Raw genomic sequence first — 19076 nt, 5'->3', positions numbered from 1 at the left:
GTATTACATGACGGTCACGTGGATATTCTGCTCGACCAACAGCTCCGTCGCACCTGCAACGTAGGTGTGGTAAACCACGCCACCAATTTCAGCCTGACCCGCTTCCGCCCACGACTCGGATTGCGTATCCAGCAGTTGCAGCGCGTTCGAGCCGTCGCCGTTGATCACCAACTGGTTCTTGCCGTCGGCCATCACCATATTGCTCTGCCCCATCCCTTCGAGCGCAGAGGCGCTCAGGCTCAGGCTGTTGGCGTTGCCCTGGCCGAGATCGATCTTCTCAATGCCGGTGATGCGGCCGATCAGTGCGTCGAGATCCAATGCCATGTTTTTGCCGTCCAGCAACAGGGTATCGATGCCGTCACCGCCGTGGATAGAAGCAAATGAGGTATTGGAAATACCAATTACATCATCACCCGCACCGCCGCGCACCGCCGACAGTGACTCACCGCTCAGCAGCAGGCCGGAGGTAGACCCATCGTCAAACAGCATCCACAGGCTACCGTGCTCTGCGTTGTCAGCCAGCATAAGGGCTGCTGCCCCATTGTTACCGGCCCCAACGTCCACCGCTGAACCCAGGCCCAGAGAGCTGTCGAGGTCAATGATGCGCCCTTTGATCGCCGCACCGTTACCATCACCCACGCCGTAATCGGTCCAGGTGACGAACAGACGGCCATCGTCAAGGAAAGCCACATCGGGTTTTTTTTGATCACCCGTCACCAGTTGGTTAATCTCTAGCTCTTGTCCTATACGGTGCCCTGCATCGTCAAAGAACTGTGCGTAGATACCGAGTGTACCTGCGCCAGGGGCAGTATCCGCCGCTGACTCGTAGATGACGATAAAGCCGCCGCCAGGGCGTGCAATAGCATAGCCGTTTTTCTGGTCGCCCGGTGTGAAGCTATTGACGAGGAACTCATTACCCACGGCTGTGCCGTCCGGTGAATAGATACGCGCCCACATTCCCCAGCCACTTTGGTCTGGGCCATCATGGTTGTTGGAATCCCAGGTCACCACAAAGTTGCCATTACTCAGTTTGGCGACGCCAGGAGCGGTCTGATCGCCAGAAACTGTCTGGTTAGTGATGACTTCTGGCCCAAAAATTTTACTCTGTGGATCATAGATCTTGAAGGCGATATCAAAACCTGATTGCTGTTTGGCATAAGAAAACACCACGCGCCCATCCGCTAATGTTTCGACGGTACTCATATGCCAGGTTAAAGGTGCCTCTGCTGTAAAGTTGGATTTGGCTACCAGCATATCGTCAGGGGTAGTTGGTGTGCCGTTCTTGTCATACTGACGTGCCATGATTGACCATTGACCACCCGATGATTTGATCCAGGTCAGCATGTAACCGCCATCATCAAGTGCAACAGTGGTGACGACACGGTTATGGGTGCTGCTATCAACGCTAACGAGTGAGTTGCTGCCGATTGGCGTTAAGCCAGAGCTCGCATTCCCCTCATAACGCTGTGTCCGTATCACATCATGACTATTCTCATAGCTGTGCCAGGCGATGATCACGCTACCATCACTGAGGGTCGTGGCACTGGGTCTGCCTTGATAGTCAGCGGTTAAGGTATTAACCGTAAATTCTTTACCGACGGACATACCTCTGTCATCAAAGACCTGAGCCATCACGTCAGCGTTACCATTTTGCCAGGATTCCCAGACCACCATAAATCCGCCGCCTGGCAGTTTGGTGGTGACGGAATTATTTTGGTCTCCGTTTGTCGTGGTGTTGACGATAAACTCCGAGTAGAAAGCGGCATCAATATCAACAACGACCCCTTCGATCCCATAACCATTCGGGTCGATTTTGTCACTGTGCCAGGTAACGAAAAGGTTACCATCTTCCATCAACGTAGCGGCAAGGATATGGTTCAAGTTGACATCATCCCAACCAGAGCCCTGGTTGCCCCAGGTGGTGGGGTTGACCAGGAGTTCATGGCCGATCTTGTTGCTGTTGGCATCAAAACGCTGAGCATAGATGGCAGAACCATCCCCATCGCCGCCGTCAGAACCCCAGATCAACACATAGCCGCCGTCGTCCAGCGCCACGCCCACCGGCTTATACTGCTTGCCCGCGCGATAGTCGTTGACGATATAGTCACCGTTACCGAGCATGGTAGGAGTTCCCGTCACCGGATCAAAGGTGTAGTGCGCGGCGCGGATATCGCTGCCAATCGCCTTGCTGTCGTTGGTATCCCAGAACACCACAAAGCTGCCATCCTTGAGCACGATGGCATCTGGGAAGTGCTGGTCTGCATCCCGCGTAGTGTTCAGCGTCATGACCGGGCCAGCGACGGAGCCGTCAATTTTTCGCAGTTGCCCCAGCACGCCGTCGCCTTGGCCGTCACCACCAGACCAGACGGTCAAGTACCAGCCTTCATGCGGTCCGTCTTCGAACAGCCTCATTTCTGGGCCACCGTACTGGAAAGAGGCACCTCCTGTTTTGATGACAAACTCATTACCCACAGGTTTGTTATCAGCACCATAGATGCGTTGTACGATCGAATAGCCGCTCTGCTCGCTGAACCAGGAAACAATGTAGCCACCATCGGGTAGGCCTAATGCACTTGGCGAGCGCTGGGCACCAACTATCGTCTGGTTGACCAGGAATTCATCGGTCTGGGCAGATCCATCGGCACCGTATCTACGGGCGAAGACCCCGTCTCCGTTGTTGTCCAGCGAACCGCTCTGATAGGACTCGAACACCACCAGGAAACCACCATCGGCCAGTGCTACTACCTCCGGGCTGTCCTGGTCATTGAGATTCCGCTGGTTGACAAACTGCTCTCGGCCGATCTTGTGGGTGCCGGTTGAGTCCATCAACTGCATCATCACATCATAACCACCGCCAACGTCCTGTTGCCACACCATCACCAGATTGCCGTTGGCCAGTTTGGTCACCTGTGGGTTGTTCTGATTGCCCAACACCGTGGTATTGATCGATCCACCCGAACTCTGGTTACTACCGAGGTCGTAGCCGCCTACCGTATCGTTGGTGGTTACGGTGATCTTGTAGCCTGGGCTGTGTGGCGTGGTGTTGCCCGCCGTATCAACGGCCACGGCGGTAAAGGTATTTGCGCCATAGCTCAAGGTTTCATTGACTTCCAGGAACCAGGTGCCGTTGTTGCCGACTTTCACACGGCCGATTTCATGCTGGCCGGTGGCATCGGTGTTATAGATAATCACGGTTTCGCCCGCTGGGCCGGTGCCGCTGAGGCTCGGGTTGCGGTCATCGGTACGGCTGCCAGGGACGATGTTGCCCGTGATATCACCTACATCATCGTAAACGCCGGTAATGCGCAGGTTTGATGCATCCGGTGCGGTCAGATCCAGCACCAGATCGAACGCCGGAGAGAGTTCACTGGGGGATTGGTTGGCGTTGAGCGCCTGCACCTGGAAGCTGTGTGCGCCTTCGGTCAGATCGAATGTAGGTGTAAAGCTCCAGCTACCATCGGCACCAGCTTCGGTTTCACCGATCGGCGTATTGTTGTCAAAAATCTGCACCTTGTCGCCGGGCTGTGCCTTGCCACGCAAGGTGGGGGTGGCATCGTCGGTCTGTGCCCCGCTGAACAGTGCCCCTTGAATGGAGCCCACATCATCGGTCACGCTGTCAATGGTTGGCGTGGTAGTGCGGTCTTCCCCCAGTTGCAGGGTGAAGGCATCGCTTTCGGTGCTGAGGTTGCCCGCCGGATCGCGCGCGGTGGTGGTGAACAGGTGTTCGCCGTCGGTCAGATCTGAAGACGGTGTAAACGACCATGTTCCTTGCGCACCGGCATTGGTGGTGCCGAGCAGTTTACCGTTGTCGTAGACAAATACCGTCACACCCGCCTCGGCCTTGCCGGAGAGCGTTGGGGTGCGGTCGTCGGTCAGGGCACCTGACGCCAGATTGCCCTGCTGCGCGCCTGCATCGTCAAACGCCTGCAGGATGGTGGGCACCGCAGGAGGGATGGTGTCGATGGTGATTTTGTAAGTGGTGGATGCCAGACCGGTGTTGCCGGAAAAGTCGATGGACTTGGCGGTGATGCTGTACACCCCGTCTGGGAAGGTAAAGGCGGAAGAGAACTCCCAGGCACCGGTGGCGTCGGCAAAGGCGGTACCCAGCATGGTCTTGCCGCTGTAGATGGCGACCATGCTTAACGCTTCGGCATGGCCTTTGATGACCGGAGTATTGTCGCTGGTATAGCCATTGTTCTGGATCGGGGTGTTGCCGTCGCGGTCGTTGATGATGCTGTCAATCACTGCCCGTGAAGGGGCGACAGAGTCGACGATCAGTACAAAGTTATCGGAAGACGCGCCGCTGCTGGTGTCGCGTGCGGTAAAGACGTGCCCGCTTTCGCTGAGTTTTTCTTCAGGCGCGAAGCTCCAATGACCATTGGTGTCAACGCTTACGCTGCCAATGACCTGACCGTTATCAATAATATCGAGCGTAGCGCCCGGTTTGCCTGTTCCCTCTATCACTGCCCATTGGTCATCTGTCACGTTGCCCGACTTCATTGAACCTTGGCGGGTACCGATCTGATCGAGGGCGTTGGTGATTTTAGGCGCTTCATCCGTTAGCAACGCCGCCATCATCAACTGGGGTGCAGCCGGTTCGGTGACCGGAGCCTGCGGGGTATCGGTATCAGAGAATGTCACCTCATGCAGCATGCCCAGCGCCCGTTGCTGTGGTTGCTGTTCGATAACACCCAACGATTGAGCATCGAAGTTTACCGGGCCTTGCTGTGGGTTATCCTGTGCAGACAGGCTACGGATAAACTCGCCGTCCTGTGTCATCACATGCAACTGACCGTTATGAGTAAAGAAGTTTTTGATATTCAGCGCTGGCTGGTCGTGTTCCTGGTTGCGGAAAGCGATAAGCAAGTCTTCACCTGAACGTGTGGCAACGAGCATATCTTCAATTGAAGCCTGTTCAAACTCTTGCAGCAGGTAAGTGTTGCCTGGCGTGTACGGGATCTGCTGTGTCGGCATGTCCAAAGACGCATCCAGCACATAGGTCTGTGTTAATGATTCTTCAGTAATGACTGAAAAACGGAGATAATTGTCAATAATATTTTTCATTTAAATAGAGAGATCATCAGGTAATTAATGAGGGAGTTCTAAGAAAAATAAGCACAAGCGATAGGTTGCTTTACAGTTATTTTTTTAACGGTAGTGCAACGGCCAACATTAATACCAAGTAAGAACATGGATTAACTCTTTTGGTTTTCTTGAGGGGCTGCTTATTGCCGTAATTGCTTAGAAAACGTCGCGACTTTGCGCGATGAGTAGATTAGAGAACGCTAAAGGAAATAAATACCTGACCAGTTCGAAATAGTGCCAGTAACCCCCCTTACTTTGGCAACTACGGCTGTAGCCTGATGCAGGATGGGGCGTTGATGACCTGATCTTATTGTGCAGGATAATCTTTATTTAGACATATTTTTTAAGTTAATTAAACACATAATCACGATTTCGTACGGGAACGCCCGCAAGCATCAAGAATTCATACCAATCAGAAAGACTATTCCGCCATCACACTGTTCAATATGGGCTTCAGGGTAAAGGCATGTTTCAGCCGGTCTGCAACAGCCAGCCATGACCCATGTTTAGCATCATTAAGAACACCATCTGGATTGTTACATCTGCTTTGCGAAAAAAGTGTATGTGACGATCGTATCGTTAGCAAATTGAAATTGATTAGGAAGAATATATGGTAATGCGGCCAACACAACTCGTATTAATGGAGGGTAAGGAAGTACGGCAAGAGCTGTCTTTGCGCCAAAAAAACACGAGCTCCCCTCAAAAGATAAAAGCCATTCCCAATGGTAAATTTATCCTTGCAGACAAAGAAACCGGTTTTGCCCCTGAAAACATCACTGTGAAGCGTGTGGGTAAAGACCTGCATGTCAGTGTTGAGGGGGATTCGTTGGATCAACCAACGGTCATTATTGAGGATTTCTTCCTGAATAATGCGGAACTTATCGGCATGGCTGAGAGCGGGGCTTACTATCCATATATCTCTTCCGATGGCGACGATAATGGTGCTGTTGCGGCGATGTTGTTGGATGGTGAAAGTTCGCCATTGGTTCTGGGTGGGGAACAGCTCTCCAGCCATGAAAGCTACTCCATACTGACTGCTCTCGGCATCCTCGGGCTGGGCGCTGCGGCTATTGGTGCCATGGTCAGCCAAGGCCGACCTGGCAAGCATAGCGGCGGCGGCAATAGTGATATGCCTCAACCTCAACAACCACAGGCTCCCGCAGATCCACAGCCAGCACCGGGCGTATCTACCCCAGTGTTAGGTCAGATTATTGATAATAAAGGCTCTTTACAGGGTGCTATTATCCGTGGTGCTGAGACTGATGATAATACCCCGACTTTTCTGGGGAGCAGCGGCACGCCTGGTAATACCATTGTCTTTTACGACAATGGAAAGAAAATAGGTGAAACTCAGGTTGGTCAGGATGGCCGCTGGTCATTCACTCCGCGCGAACCGCTGACCGACGGTTCCCACAGTATCACTATGGTTGAACAGAATGCCGATGGTGCGATCAGCAAGCCATCTGATGCGTTTGACTTTACCGTTGACACCCTTGCTCCAGCACAGCCTGCTATCGGCGGCATCTTTGACGACGCGGGCAGCGAAACCGGGCCATTGGCTGCGGGCGACACGACCGATGACGCGCAACCGACCCTGTCGGGCCAGGCTGAAGCCGGTGCCATCGTCACTATTTACGACAACGACCAGAAGATCGGCCAAACTCAAGCCGATGCCACAGGTAAGTGGTCATTCACCCCAGCGGCTCCGCTGGCAGACGGTTCACACAGCTTTACCGCTACCGCGACCGACGCAGCAGGCAATACCTCCGATCTTTCCGGTTCTTGGAAACTGGTGATTGATACGTTGCCACCTAAGTTTGAAGAACCTAAAGCCCAAGACCCTATCAGTGAAATCATCGACAATCAGGGCTCCATTCAGGGGCCGATCGTCAAAGGCGGCACCACTGACGACACCACTCCGACGCTAAACGGTACCGGTCAACCAGGGGACACGATTATTGTTACCGACAACGGTAAGAAGATCGGCGAAACCACCGTTAAGCCAGACGGTCAGTGGAGCTTTACGCCAGAAACTGAACTGGGTGAAGGCGAGCACGAGATTAGCGTGATCGTCCAAGACCAAGATGGTAATCAATCCAAGCCGTCCGATCCGTGGGTGGTGATTGTCGATACCAGCGCGCCAGACGCGCCGACCATCGGCAGCGTTTATGATGACGTGGGCAGCAAGACCGGGCCACTGTTGCCAGGTGCCAGCACCGATGATACGAAGCCAACCCTGAGCGGCCAGGCTGAAGCGGGAGCCACCGTAGCAATTTACGACAACGGCCAGAAGATTGGCGAAGCGGTGGCCGGTACGGATGGCAAGTGGGAGTTCACGCCACAAACTGCGCTGGCCGAAGGCCCGCACAGCTTTGCCACCACGGCAACCGATGCAGCAGGCAACACTTCCACGCCTTCCAGCGCCTGGGAACTGGTGATCGACACCATCCCACCTGAGCAGCCGGGTACCGACGGTAATGGCCCAGGCATCAGTGAGATCGTTGACGATCAGGGGCCAATTCAGGGGCCGATCGCCAAAGGGGGCATCACTGACGACACCACCCCAACGCTGAAAGGCCAGGGTGAGCCGGGTGACACCATCATCATTACCGACAACGGTAACAAGATCGGTGAAACCACCGTTGAGCCAGACGGTCAGTGGAGCTTTACGCCGGAAACCGAACTGGCAGACGGTGAACACGAAATCAGCGTGATTATCGAAGATAAAGCCGGTAACCAGTCAGAGCCGTCCGATCCGTGGGTGGTGATTGTGGATACCAGCGCACCAGACGCACCAACCATCAGCAGCATTGTTGATGACTTGGGCAACAAGACCGGTGCAATTCAGCCGGGTGAGGTGACTGATGACAATCGCCCAATGATCAATGGTAAGGCTGAAGCGGGTTCTACGGTCATTATTTACGATCAGGGTAAGAAAATCGGTGAAGCTCAAGCCGATAGCGAAGGTGATTGGAAATTTACGCCAGATGTAGCGCTTAACGTAGGTAACCACACGATCACGGTTAAGGCCATCGACGCTGCTGGCAATATGAGTGACTCCTCGTCCGCGTTCGATTTTTCGCTGATTGCACCCTATGCACCAAGCGCTCCATCGATTATTGCCGTACTTGATGATGTGGGTACCATCCAGGGGGCACTGCAAAAGAATGCGCTTACCGATGATACTCGCCCTACCCTGAAGGGAACTTCAGAACCAGGAACCACAATCAGCATCTATAACAACGGTGAGTTGTTGGGCAGCGTTGTGGCAGAGACTACAGGTCAATGGAGTTTCACCCCTGATACAGACCTGCCTGAAGGGCTAAACAATCTGTCGGCGCAGGCAACGGATGCTGCGGGTAATATCAGCCCGAGAACCGGGGATTATCCTTTAATTATTGATACCACACCGCCAGCCGCGATCGCATCCGGTGAACTGCTGGACGACGTTGGCAATATCCAAGGGCCTATCGCTAACGGCAGCATTACCGATGACGCACAGCCGACCTTCCATGGCGAAGCTGAACCTTATGCCACCATTGTTATTTACGACAAAGGTATAGAGATTGGCCGTGTGGCAAGTGGTAGCAATGGAATCTGGAGTTTCACCCCAGATACAGCGTTAATCGATGGTGATCACAGCCTGAGCGCTCAGGTTATCGATCGTGCGGGCAACCTGAGTGAAATCAGCACGCCTATCGAATTTACCGTCAACACCCATCTGGTTGAAGTGTCTATTGATGCGGTGCAGGACGACGTTGGTGTCAAGCAAGGCCCAATCAGCAAGGGTGGCGTAACGGATGATGCAACGCCAACCTTCAGTGGCCGTGCGTTCCCTGACTCCACCGTGGTGATCTACGACAAGGGTGTTGAGATAGGTTCCGTGAAAAGTGAGGCTTCTGGTAAATGGAGCTTTACACCACTGACGCCATTGCCTGAGGGGAGTCATGAAATCAGCGCAACGGTGATTACCGTTGCTGGTGGTGAAAGCTCACCAACTCCAGTCTTTGATTTCAATATTGATATCACCGCACCGGGTAAACCAGGAAACGACGGGGAAACAGGGATTGGCAGCGTTATTGATGACGTTGGGACTATCCAGGGGCCAATAGCGAATGGTGGAACGACCGATGACACGACGCCGACCTTTAAAGGCAAAGGTGAGCCGGGAGATACCATCCATATCTATGACAATGACGGACTGTTGGGCAGCGTTGAGGTTCAACCAGACGGTAGCTGGTCTTTCACTCCACCTCCAATGCTTGAGGGTGAGCATGAAATCAGCGTAATTATCGAAGATAAAGCCGGTAATCAATCAGAGCCGTCCGATCCATGGGTGGTGATTGTGGATACCAGCGCGCCAGACGCGCCGACCATCGGCAGCGTTGTTGACGATGTGGGCAGCAAAGTGGGTGAGCTTGCCCCAGGTGCCAGCACCGATGATACGAAGCCAACCCTGAGCGGTCAGGCTGAAGCGGGAGCCACCGTAACGATTTACGACAAAGGGCAGAAGATTGGCGAAGCGGTGGCCGATAAGGATGGCGAGTGGAAGTTCACGCCGGAAACTGAGCTGGCCGAAGGCCCACACAGCTTTACCACCACGGCAACCGATGTGGCAGGTAATACCTCCGCGCCTTCCAGCGCCTGGGAACTGGTGATCGACATCACGCCACCTGTGCAGCCAGGTACCGACGGTAATGGCCCAGGCATCAGTGAGATCGTTGACAATCAGGGGCCAATCCAGGGGCCGATCGCCAAAGGGGGCATCACTGACGATACCACCCCAACGCTGAAAGGCCAGGGTGAGCCGGGCGACACCATCATCATTACCGATAACGGTAAGAAAATCGGTGAAACCACCGTTGAACCAGACGGTCAGTGGAGCTTTACGCCGGAAACCGAACTGGCAGACGGTGAGCACGAAATCAGCGTAATTATCGAAGATAAAGCCGGTAACCAGTCAGAGCCGTCCGATCCATGGGTGGTGATTGTGGATACCAGCGCGCCAGACGCGCCGACCATCGGCAGCGTTGTTGACGATGTGGGCAGCAAAGTGGGTGAGCTTGCCCCAGGTGCCAGCACCGATGATACGAAGCCAACCCTGAGCGGTCAGGCTGAAGCGGGAGCCACCGTAACGATTTACGATAAAGGGCAGAAGATTGGCGAAGCGGTGGCCGATAAGGATGGCGAGTGGAAGTTCACGCCGGAAACTGAGCTGGCCGAAGGCCCGCACAGCTTTACCACCACGGCAACCGATGTGGCAGGTAATACCTCCGCGCCTTCCAGCGCCTGGGAACTGGTGATCGACATCACCCCACCTGTGCAGCCGGGTACCGACGGTAATGGTCCAGGCATCAGTGAGATCGTTGACAATCAGGGGCCAATCCAGGGGCCGATCGCCAAAGGGGGCATCACTGACGACACCACTCCAACGCTGAAAGGCCAGGGTGAGCCGGGTGACACCATCATCATTACCGATAACGGCAAGAAGATCGGTGAAACCACCGTTGAACCAGACGGTCAGTGGAGCTTTACGCCTGAAACCGAATTGGGTGAAGGTGAGCACGAAATCAGCGTGATTATCGAAGATAAAGCCGGTAACCAGTCAGAGCCGTCCGATCCATGGGTGGTGATTGTGGATACCAGCGCGCCAGACGCGCCGACCATTGGCAGCATTGTTGACGATGTGGGCAGCAAAGTGGGTGAGCTTGCTCCGGGTGCCAGCACCGATGATACGCAGCCGACCCTGAGCGGCCAGGCTGAAGCGGGAGCCACCGTAACGATTTACGATAAAGGGCAGGAGATTGGCGAAGCGGTGGCCGATAAGGATGGTGAGTGGAAGTTCACGCCGGAAACTGCGCTGGCAGTCGGCTCGCACAGCTTTACCGCTACGGCGACCGATGCGGCAGGCAACACTTCTGCGCCTTCCAGCGCTTGGGAATTGGTGCTGGTGAATGGCGGTGACTTACCGGCTAAGCCGGTGATCGACGCGGTGATCGACGATGTTGGTCCAGTAACCGGGGAATTACATTCTGGCGATGTGACCGACGATCGTCGTCCTGAAATTACCGGACGCAGTGAGCCTGATGTTACCGTGATCGTTTATGACCGTGGTGTCGAAATCGGGCGGGCGCAGGCTGATAACAAAGGGATTTGGAACTTTACGCCAGACAGCGATTTGCAGGATGGTGAATACAGTTTCACCGCAGTGGCTGAAAATGGTACTGGTAGCATGAGTGTAGCTTCCGATCCCTTTGATCTGGTTGTCTATAACGGCACTGGTCCGACTCAGGTTGCTCGCCTTTCACAGATGGGCAAGGACTCCGGTTATGACGGTCATGATTTTATCACCGACAATGGCAATGCGGGCCGTCTGATGTACGGCACCCTCAGTGCAAAACTGGTGGCTGGGCAGAGCGTGCAGGTTTCCACTGACGGTGGCCGCACCTGGCTGGATGCCATGGTCGACGGAACCCGTTGGGCTGCGCAAGACTTGAGCGAACACGCGGCGAGCTGGAGCATCCAGACCCGTGTGGTAGACCAGTCTGGTAACGCCGGTTATGTGATGAACCAGGACGTTGCTTTTGACAACGTCGCGCCGCCAACACCGGGTAAAGCGACGTTGGATGGAACCAGCCTGCGGGTTGAGTTTGGTTCGGCGAATGTGGTGGCGGGCGAGCGCATCGCGGTAATCGCTGACAACGACACTCATCGTTTTGAGTACACCCTGACCGAGCAGGATATCGCAGCAGGTTCAGTAACGCTGGAGGTGGGTGCAGTCAGCAGTGCCAGCGTAGCCTTGGTTGATTTGGCCGGTAATCTGTCTGGTTTTGCCAATACCAGCGGTGTCGCACCGGGTGTGAATATGACCGTAACGGGGGATGTGGCCGAAATCTACGGTCAGAACCGTGACAATACCTTCACGGTGGATGACGTCAACGTACTGAACTCCGTCAAGGTGATCGAAGGTAACGCTGGTGTTGATACGCTGAAACTGACCGGAGCGGATCAGGTGTTGGATTTGTCTGCCTGGAAAGGGCGCTTGAGTTCGGTAGAGGTGATCGACATTACCGGCTCTGGCAATAACACGCTGAAAATCTCCCTGGGCGATGTGCTGGATCAGGGGCACCGTGGTGCGTTTATCAACGATGACAGCGTGCAATTGGCGGTCAAAGGTAATGCGGGTGACGTGGTGATGTTGAGCGATCTGCTGCCTAACGGCATGGACGTGGGGGACTGGGAAAACCTCGGCGAGGTGATTTCTGCAGGTGTCTCTTACGATGTCTATCACCACACCGGGTTGGAGGCCGAAATCCTGGTACAGCAGGGCGTTGACGTACAGTTCCAATAATCGTTCTGACAGACCTGATTAGAGTAGCAATAAAGCGGGCTTTGCCATACAGGGCTCATGCCCGCTTTATTTTTTAATCAATATACTCACCCCACTTCAGGATATAGGTGTGTTTGCTGCGTTGGCTAACGGGTAAGCACAATCCTGAGTTCTTTAGAGTTGGTATGAAGATTATATGCAATGGATTTAGTACTGGTTCTACACTCTTTCATTTAAATTCGAACGCGCCTGACAGACATAAAAGCCGTTAGAATTTAGAGTAATGCTTCAATAGCTGAGGGGAGGCGGTTTATTTCCCCAGATTTCTTTTGCCTGTCATTTTCACAAGTATAGCGACAAACGCTATGGGGTTTTGATAACGCGGGTTCGATTAAGACATCAAAGGATTACTGACATGCTATTAGAGGAAGGTCATCTGAGTCAGAACGAAGATTCACTTGCACTAAGTTTTAAATCTCACTAAGGCGAGCTTTTCCATACCAGGCTCGGGTTCGCTTTATCTTTGAATAAATATACATAGGTAATAATGCAATGAACTTTGCTTTTTTAACTGATGAAGACACTTTATTTTTCTATCCTGTAGATGAAGTTAAGAGTTTATATTTGCCTGTTCAGGCGATGGATGGGGCACGCTATATTGTTACTGAGCAATACGGTACTGATATTAACGAAAGCGTTGCGGCAGAGCGTGTCAGTAACGATCTGCATCTGAATTTTTATACGGAGTCACAGACGCCTTCTAGCGTAGTCATCAAGGATTTTTACCTGACTAACGGTAAAGTCTTCGGTTTGAGCGACAATGGCGAATATCGTCAGTATCTGTCTGCTGAAGAAAGTCCTGCTCAAGGGCCAGTCGTATTAACCAGCATTGATCTTGGTACACAGCAGGAGCAGGCAGAAGCGGTTTCTCTGAAGGTGATCCAGCAGGCCACCACCTTGCAATATCTTGAAGAGCAGGCTGAATTGCTGAACCCAACCAGCGATGTTTCTTCAGAGCCAACCGACGCTGTCGCCCCTGCGAACGCGTTGTTCCTGTCAGCGGCAAGCCTGCCGGAAGAGAATTCATTTGCTGTAAAACCATCAATCACGGCTGTTTATGATCAGGTTGGTCAAAAACAGGGCGTGTTGGTCAGCGGTAGCGTCACCGATGATAAAGCACCTAAGCTTGAAGGTGCTGGGCAACCGGGTGCGCGGCTGGAAATCTTCCAGAACGGTGAGTTGGCTGGCTTTGCTGATGTTAACGCGGAAGGTAACTGGTCATTTATCCCTACTGTTCCATTGGAAGAAGGCGGGCAGCTTTTTTACGTGCGCGATCCGGCTACCAGCCAGACTTCTGGAAACATTGTATTGATCATCGATACGGTGGCGCCTTCCCGTAGCGACATTTCCAGTGTGGTTGCTGATAATACTGGCACAGCCACGCCGATCGGCAAAAATGGTTATACCGGTGACAATACGCCGACCCTGTCGGGTAAAGGTGAAGCCAACTGTTTGATCGCCATCTACAACGGTAATGCACTGGTAGGCACCACCTATGCCGATCAGTCCGGCAAATGGGACTTTACGCCAATTTCTCCATTGCTGGATGGCCAATACGCTTTCAGGGCGGTGGGGATCGACTTCTCTGGTAACGTCGGCCTGTCCTCGGCCAAATATATTTTCACCATTGATACTCTGCCGCCTGCGCAACCTCAGATTATTGAGGTGTTGGATGACGTTGGTGCAGTAACAGGGGCGGTGCCTAATGGCGCGGCAACCGATGACAGCACGCCAACGTTAAAGGGGCGTGCTGAAGCTGGCAGCAAGGTCACTATTTACGACAACAGTACCAAAGTTGCTGAAGTTCAAGCCGATGCTGACGGAAACTGGGATTTTACCCCGGCTACGCCAATGGATGGCGGGTTGCATACTCTTACCGTAACCGCCACGGATCAGGTCGGCAACCTGTCTCAGGCATCGCAGCCTTGGCAAATCAATATTGTACTGGGTATGCCAGATGCACCGATTGTCGATTCAGTTTACGACGATCATGGCGATATTGCGCATTACCTTAACTCTGGCGATAAGACTGACGACGCTACCCCGACGATTGCTGGCAGAGCAGAACCTGGCTCAACCGTGATTATTTACGATAACGGCCAGGAAGTCGGTCGTGTATCAGCAGATACGGGAGGCGAATGGCGCTTTACTCCAGCAGCTCCGCTTGCTGATGGTAATCATAATCTGACCTTTGTGACGTTAAACGAAGCAGGTAACTATAGCGAGGCCAGTTCCCCGTGGGTGGTGATTGTCGATACCGTAGCGCCAGATGCGCCGACCATCGGCAGCGTTGTTGACGATGTGGGTAACAAGACCGGGCCACTGTTGCCGGGTGATGTGACTGACGATACGAAGCCAACCCTGAGCGGCCAGGCCGAAGCGGGAGCCACCGTAGCGATTTACGATAAAGAGCAGAAGATTGGCGAAGTGGTGGCCGGTACGGATGGCAAGTGGGAATTCACGCCACAAACTGCGCTGGCCGAAGGCCCGCATAGCTTTACCACCACGGCAACCGATGTGGCAGGCAACACTTCCGCGCCTTCCAGCGCCTGGGAACTGGTGATTGACACTACGCCACCTGTGCAGCCGGGCACCGACGGTAATGGCCCAGGCATCAGTGAGATCGTTGACGATCAGGGGCCAATCCAGGGACCGATCGCCAAAGGGGGCATCACTGACGACACCACCCCAACGCTGAAAGGCCAGGGTGAGCCGGGCGACACCATCATCATTACCGATAACGGTAAGAAAATCGGTGAAACCACCGTTGAACCAGACGGTCAGTGGAGCTTTACGCCGGAAACCGAGCTGGCAGACGGTGAGCACGAAATCAGCGTGATTATCGAAGATAAAGCCGGTAACCAGTCAGAACCGTCCGATCCGTGGGTGGTGATTGTGGATACCAGCGCGCCAGACGCGCCGACCATCGGCAGCGTTGTTGACGATGTGGGTAACAAGACCGGGTCACTGTTGCCGGGTGATGTGACTGACGATACGAAACCGACCCTGAGCGGCCAGGCCGAAGCGGGATCTACCGTAGCGATTTACGATAAAGAGCAGAAGATTGGCGAAGCGGTGGCCGGTACGGATGGCAAGTGGGAGTTCACGCCACAAACTGCGCTGGCCGAAGGCCCGCACAACTTTACCACCACGGCAACCGATGTGGCAGGCAACATTTCCGCGCCTTCCAGCGCCTGGGAACTGGTGATCGACACCACGCCACCTGTGCAGCCGGGCACCGACGGTAATGGCCCAGGCATCAGTGAGATCGTTGACGATCAGGGTCCCATCCAGGGGCCGATCGCCAAAGGGGGCATCACTGACGACACCACCCCAACGCTGAAAGGCCAGGGTGAGCCGGGCGACACCATCATCATTACCGATAACGGTAAGAAAATCGGTGAAACCACCGTTGAACCAGACGGTCAGTGGAGCTTTACGCCGGAAACCGAGCTGGCAGACGGTGAGCACGAAATCAGCGTGATTATCGAAGATAAAGCCGGTAACCAGTCAGAGCCGTCCGATCCGTGGGTGGTGATTGTGGATACCAGCGCGCCAGACGCGCCGACCATCGGCAGCGTTGTTGACGATGTGGGTAACAAGACCGGGCCACTGTTGCCGGGTGATGTGACTGACGATACGAAGCCAACCCTGAGCGGCCAGGCCGAAGCGGGAGCCACCGTAGCGATTTACGATAAAGAGCAGAAGATTGGCGAAGCGGTGGCCGGTACGGATGGCAAGTGGGAGTTCACGCCGGAAACTGCGCTGGCCGAAGGCCCGCACAGCTTTACCACCACGGCAACCGATGTGGCAGGCAACACTTCCGCGCCTTCCAGCGCCTGGGAACTGGTGATCGACACTACGCCACCTGTGCAGCCGGGCACCGACGGTAATGGCCCAGGCATCAGTGAGATCGTTGACGATCAGGGTCCCATCCAGGGGCCGATCGCCAAAGGGGGCATCACTGACGACACCACCCCAACGCTGAAAGGCCAGGGTGAGCCGGGTGACACCATCATCATTACCGACAACGGCAAGAAGATCGGTGAAACCACCGTTGAGCCAGACGGTCAGTGGAGCTTTACGCCGGAAACCGAACTGGCGGACGGTGAGCACGAAATCAGCGTAATTATCGAAGATAAAGCCGGTAACCAGTCAGAACCATCCGACCCATGGGTGGTGATTGTGGATACCCAAGCGCCAGATGCGCCGACCATCGGCAGCATTGTTGACGATGTGGGTAACAAGACCGGGCCACTGTTGCCGGGTGATGTGACTGACGATACGAAACCGACCCTGAGCGGTCAGGCTGAAGCGGGAGCCACCGTAGCGATTTACGATAAAGAGCAGAAGATTGGCGAAGTGGTAGCCGGTACGGATGGCAAGTGGGAGTTCACGCCGGAAACTGAGCTGGCCGAAGGCCCGCACAGCTTTACCACCACGGCAACCGATGTGGCAGGCAACACTTCCGCGCCTTCCAGCGCCTGGGAACTGGTGATTGACACTACGCCACCTGTGCAGCCGGGCACCGACGGTAATGGCCCAGGCATCAGTGAGATCGTTGACGATCAGGGGCCAATCCAGGGGCCGATCGCCAAAGGGGGCATCACTGACGACACCACCCCAACGCTGAAAGGCCAGGGTGAGCCGGGTGACACCATCATCATTACCGATAACGGCAAGAAGATCGGTGAAACCACCGTTGAGCCAGACGGTCAGTGGAGCTTTACGCCAGAAACCGAGCTGGCAGACGGTGAGCACGAAATCAGCGTAATTATCGAAGATAAAGCCGGTAACCAGTCAGAGCCGTCCGATCCATGGGTGGTGATTGTGGATACCCAAGCGCCAGATGCGCCCACTATCTTGGGGGTTTATGACGACGTGGGAGAGAAGGTGGGGGCTCTTGAACCGGGTGATATTACCGACGATACGCGGCCAACCCTGACGGGGCGTGCAGAGGCAGGGGCAACTATCACGATTTACGATAAAGAGCAGAAGATCGGCGAAGTGGTAGCCGGTAACGATGGCAACTGGATATTTACCCCGGAAAGCGAACTGGCAGAAGGTGAGCACAGCTTTACCGTTTATGCAGAAGATGCTGCTGGCAACAAGTCTGAGGCATCAACCGCATGGCCAACCACTATTGTCGTGCACCTGCCTGAGGCACCTGTCATTGAATTCGTGAAGGACGATGTTGGTTCCGTGATGGGGGCATTGAATTCTGGTGATCTGACTGACGATCCCCGTCCTGAAATCGGCGGAAGCAGTGAGCCTGATGTTACCGTGATCGTTTATGACCGCGGTGTTGAAATTGGGCGTGCGCAGGCTGATGACAAAGGGATTTGGACCTTTACGCCGCAGAGCGATTTGCAGGATGGCGAATACAGTTTCACTGCCGTTGTCCTGAACGTCGCAGGTAACAGCAGCCCGGCTTCCGATCCCTTTGATTTGATTGTCTATACCGGTAATGGCCCGACTCAGGTGGCTCGTTTGTCGCAGATGGGTAAAGACTCCGGCTATGACGGGCAAGATCTTGTCACCGACAACGGCAGTGCTGGGCGCCTGATGCACGGTAGCCTGAGTGCAGAACTGACCGCAGGCCAGACCTTGCAGGTGTCTAGCGACGGTGGCCGCACCTGGTTTGATGCGCTGGTTGAAGGCACTAAATGGGCGGCTCAGGACTTGAATGAACACGTGGCGAACTGGAGCATCAAGACCCGAGTGGTAGACCAGTCCGGTAACGCCGGTTATGTGATGAACCAGGACGTTACTTTTGACAACGTCGCGCCGTCAACACCGGCTAAACCGACGTTGGATGGAACCAGCCTGCGGGTTGAGTTTGATCCGGCGAACGTGGTGGTGGGCGAGCGTATCGCGGTAATCGCTGACAACGGCACTCATCGTTTTGAGCACACTCTGACCGAGCAGGACATCACAGCAGGTTCAGTGACGCTGGAGGTGGGGGCAATCAGCAGTGCCAGCGTAGCCTTGGTTGATCTGGCCGGTAACCTGTCTGGTTTTGCCAATACCAGCGGTGCCGCACCGGGTGTGAATATGACCGTGACGGGGGAGGTATCTGAAGTTTACGGTCAGAACCGTGACAATACCTTCACGGTGAATGACGTCAACGTACTTGACTCTGTCAAGGTGATCGAAGGTAACGCTGGCGTTGATACGCTGAAACTGACCGGAGCGGATCAGGTGTTGGATTTGTCCGCCTGGAAAGGGCGCTTGAGTTCGGTGGAAGTGATCGACATTACGGGTTCCGGCAATAACACGCTGAAAATCTCCCTGGGCGATGTGCTGGATCAGGGGTTCCGTGGAGCATTCATCAACGACGACAGCGTACAGATGGCAGTTAAAGGCAATGCGGGCGACGTGGTGATGCTGAGCGACCTGCTGCCTAACGGCATGGATGTGGGGGATTGGGAAAACCTCGGTGAAGTGGTTGCCGCAGGTGTCTCTTACGATGTTTATCACCACACCGGGTTAGAGGCAGAGATCCTGGTACAGCAGGGGGTTACCGTCCAGTATTCGTAACATTAACACCAGGGGCTGCCCGTCGGCCCCTTCAATATTGAGATATCAATCGATTACGCAC

Annotated in this window: 3 protein-coding genes; 2 read left to right on the top strand and 1 reads right to left on the bottom strand. The window is 54.4% G+C overall.

Going from position 1 to position 19076, the window contains the following annotated elements:
* Positions 1-3: 3 nt before the first annotated feature.
* On the bottom strand, positions 4-5064 hold the full coding sequence (locus tag ACX9GT_RS20180) for an Ig-like domain-containing protein (protein ID WP_473188415.1): 5061 nt from the start codon (positions 5062-5064) through the stop codon (positions 4-6).
* A gap of 799 nt (positions 5065-5863) precedes the next feature.
* Between ACX9GT_RS20180 and ACX9GT_RS20175 the strand changes: the two genes are divergently transcribed.
* Entirely contained in the window at positions 5864-12436 is a 6573-nt protein-coding gene (locus ACX9GT_RS20175) for an Ig-like domain-containing protein (RefSeq protein WP_473188414.1), read from the top strand.
* A 603-nt stretch (positions 12437-13039) separates the two neighbouring features.
* Positions 13040-19015: an Ig-like domain-containing protein gene (locus ACX9GT_RS20170; RefSeq protein ID WP_473188413.1), complete on the top strand. Its 5976-nt coding sequence runs from the start codon at positions 13040-13042 to the stop codon at positions 19013-19015.
* The last annotated feature ends 61 nt before the right edge of the window (positions 19016-19076 follow it).

The sequence above is a fragment of the Serratia sp. YWN4 genome (assembly GCF_055790845.1).
The sequence above is the reverse complement of the archived record's forward strand: the minus strand, read 5'-3'. Positions and strand labels throughout refer to the sequence as shown.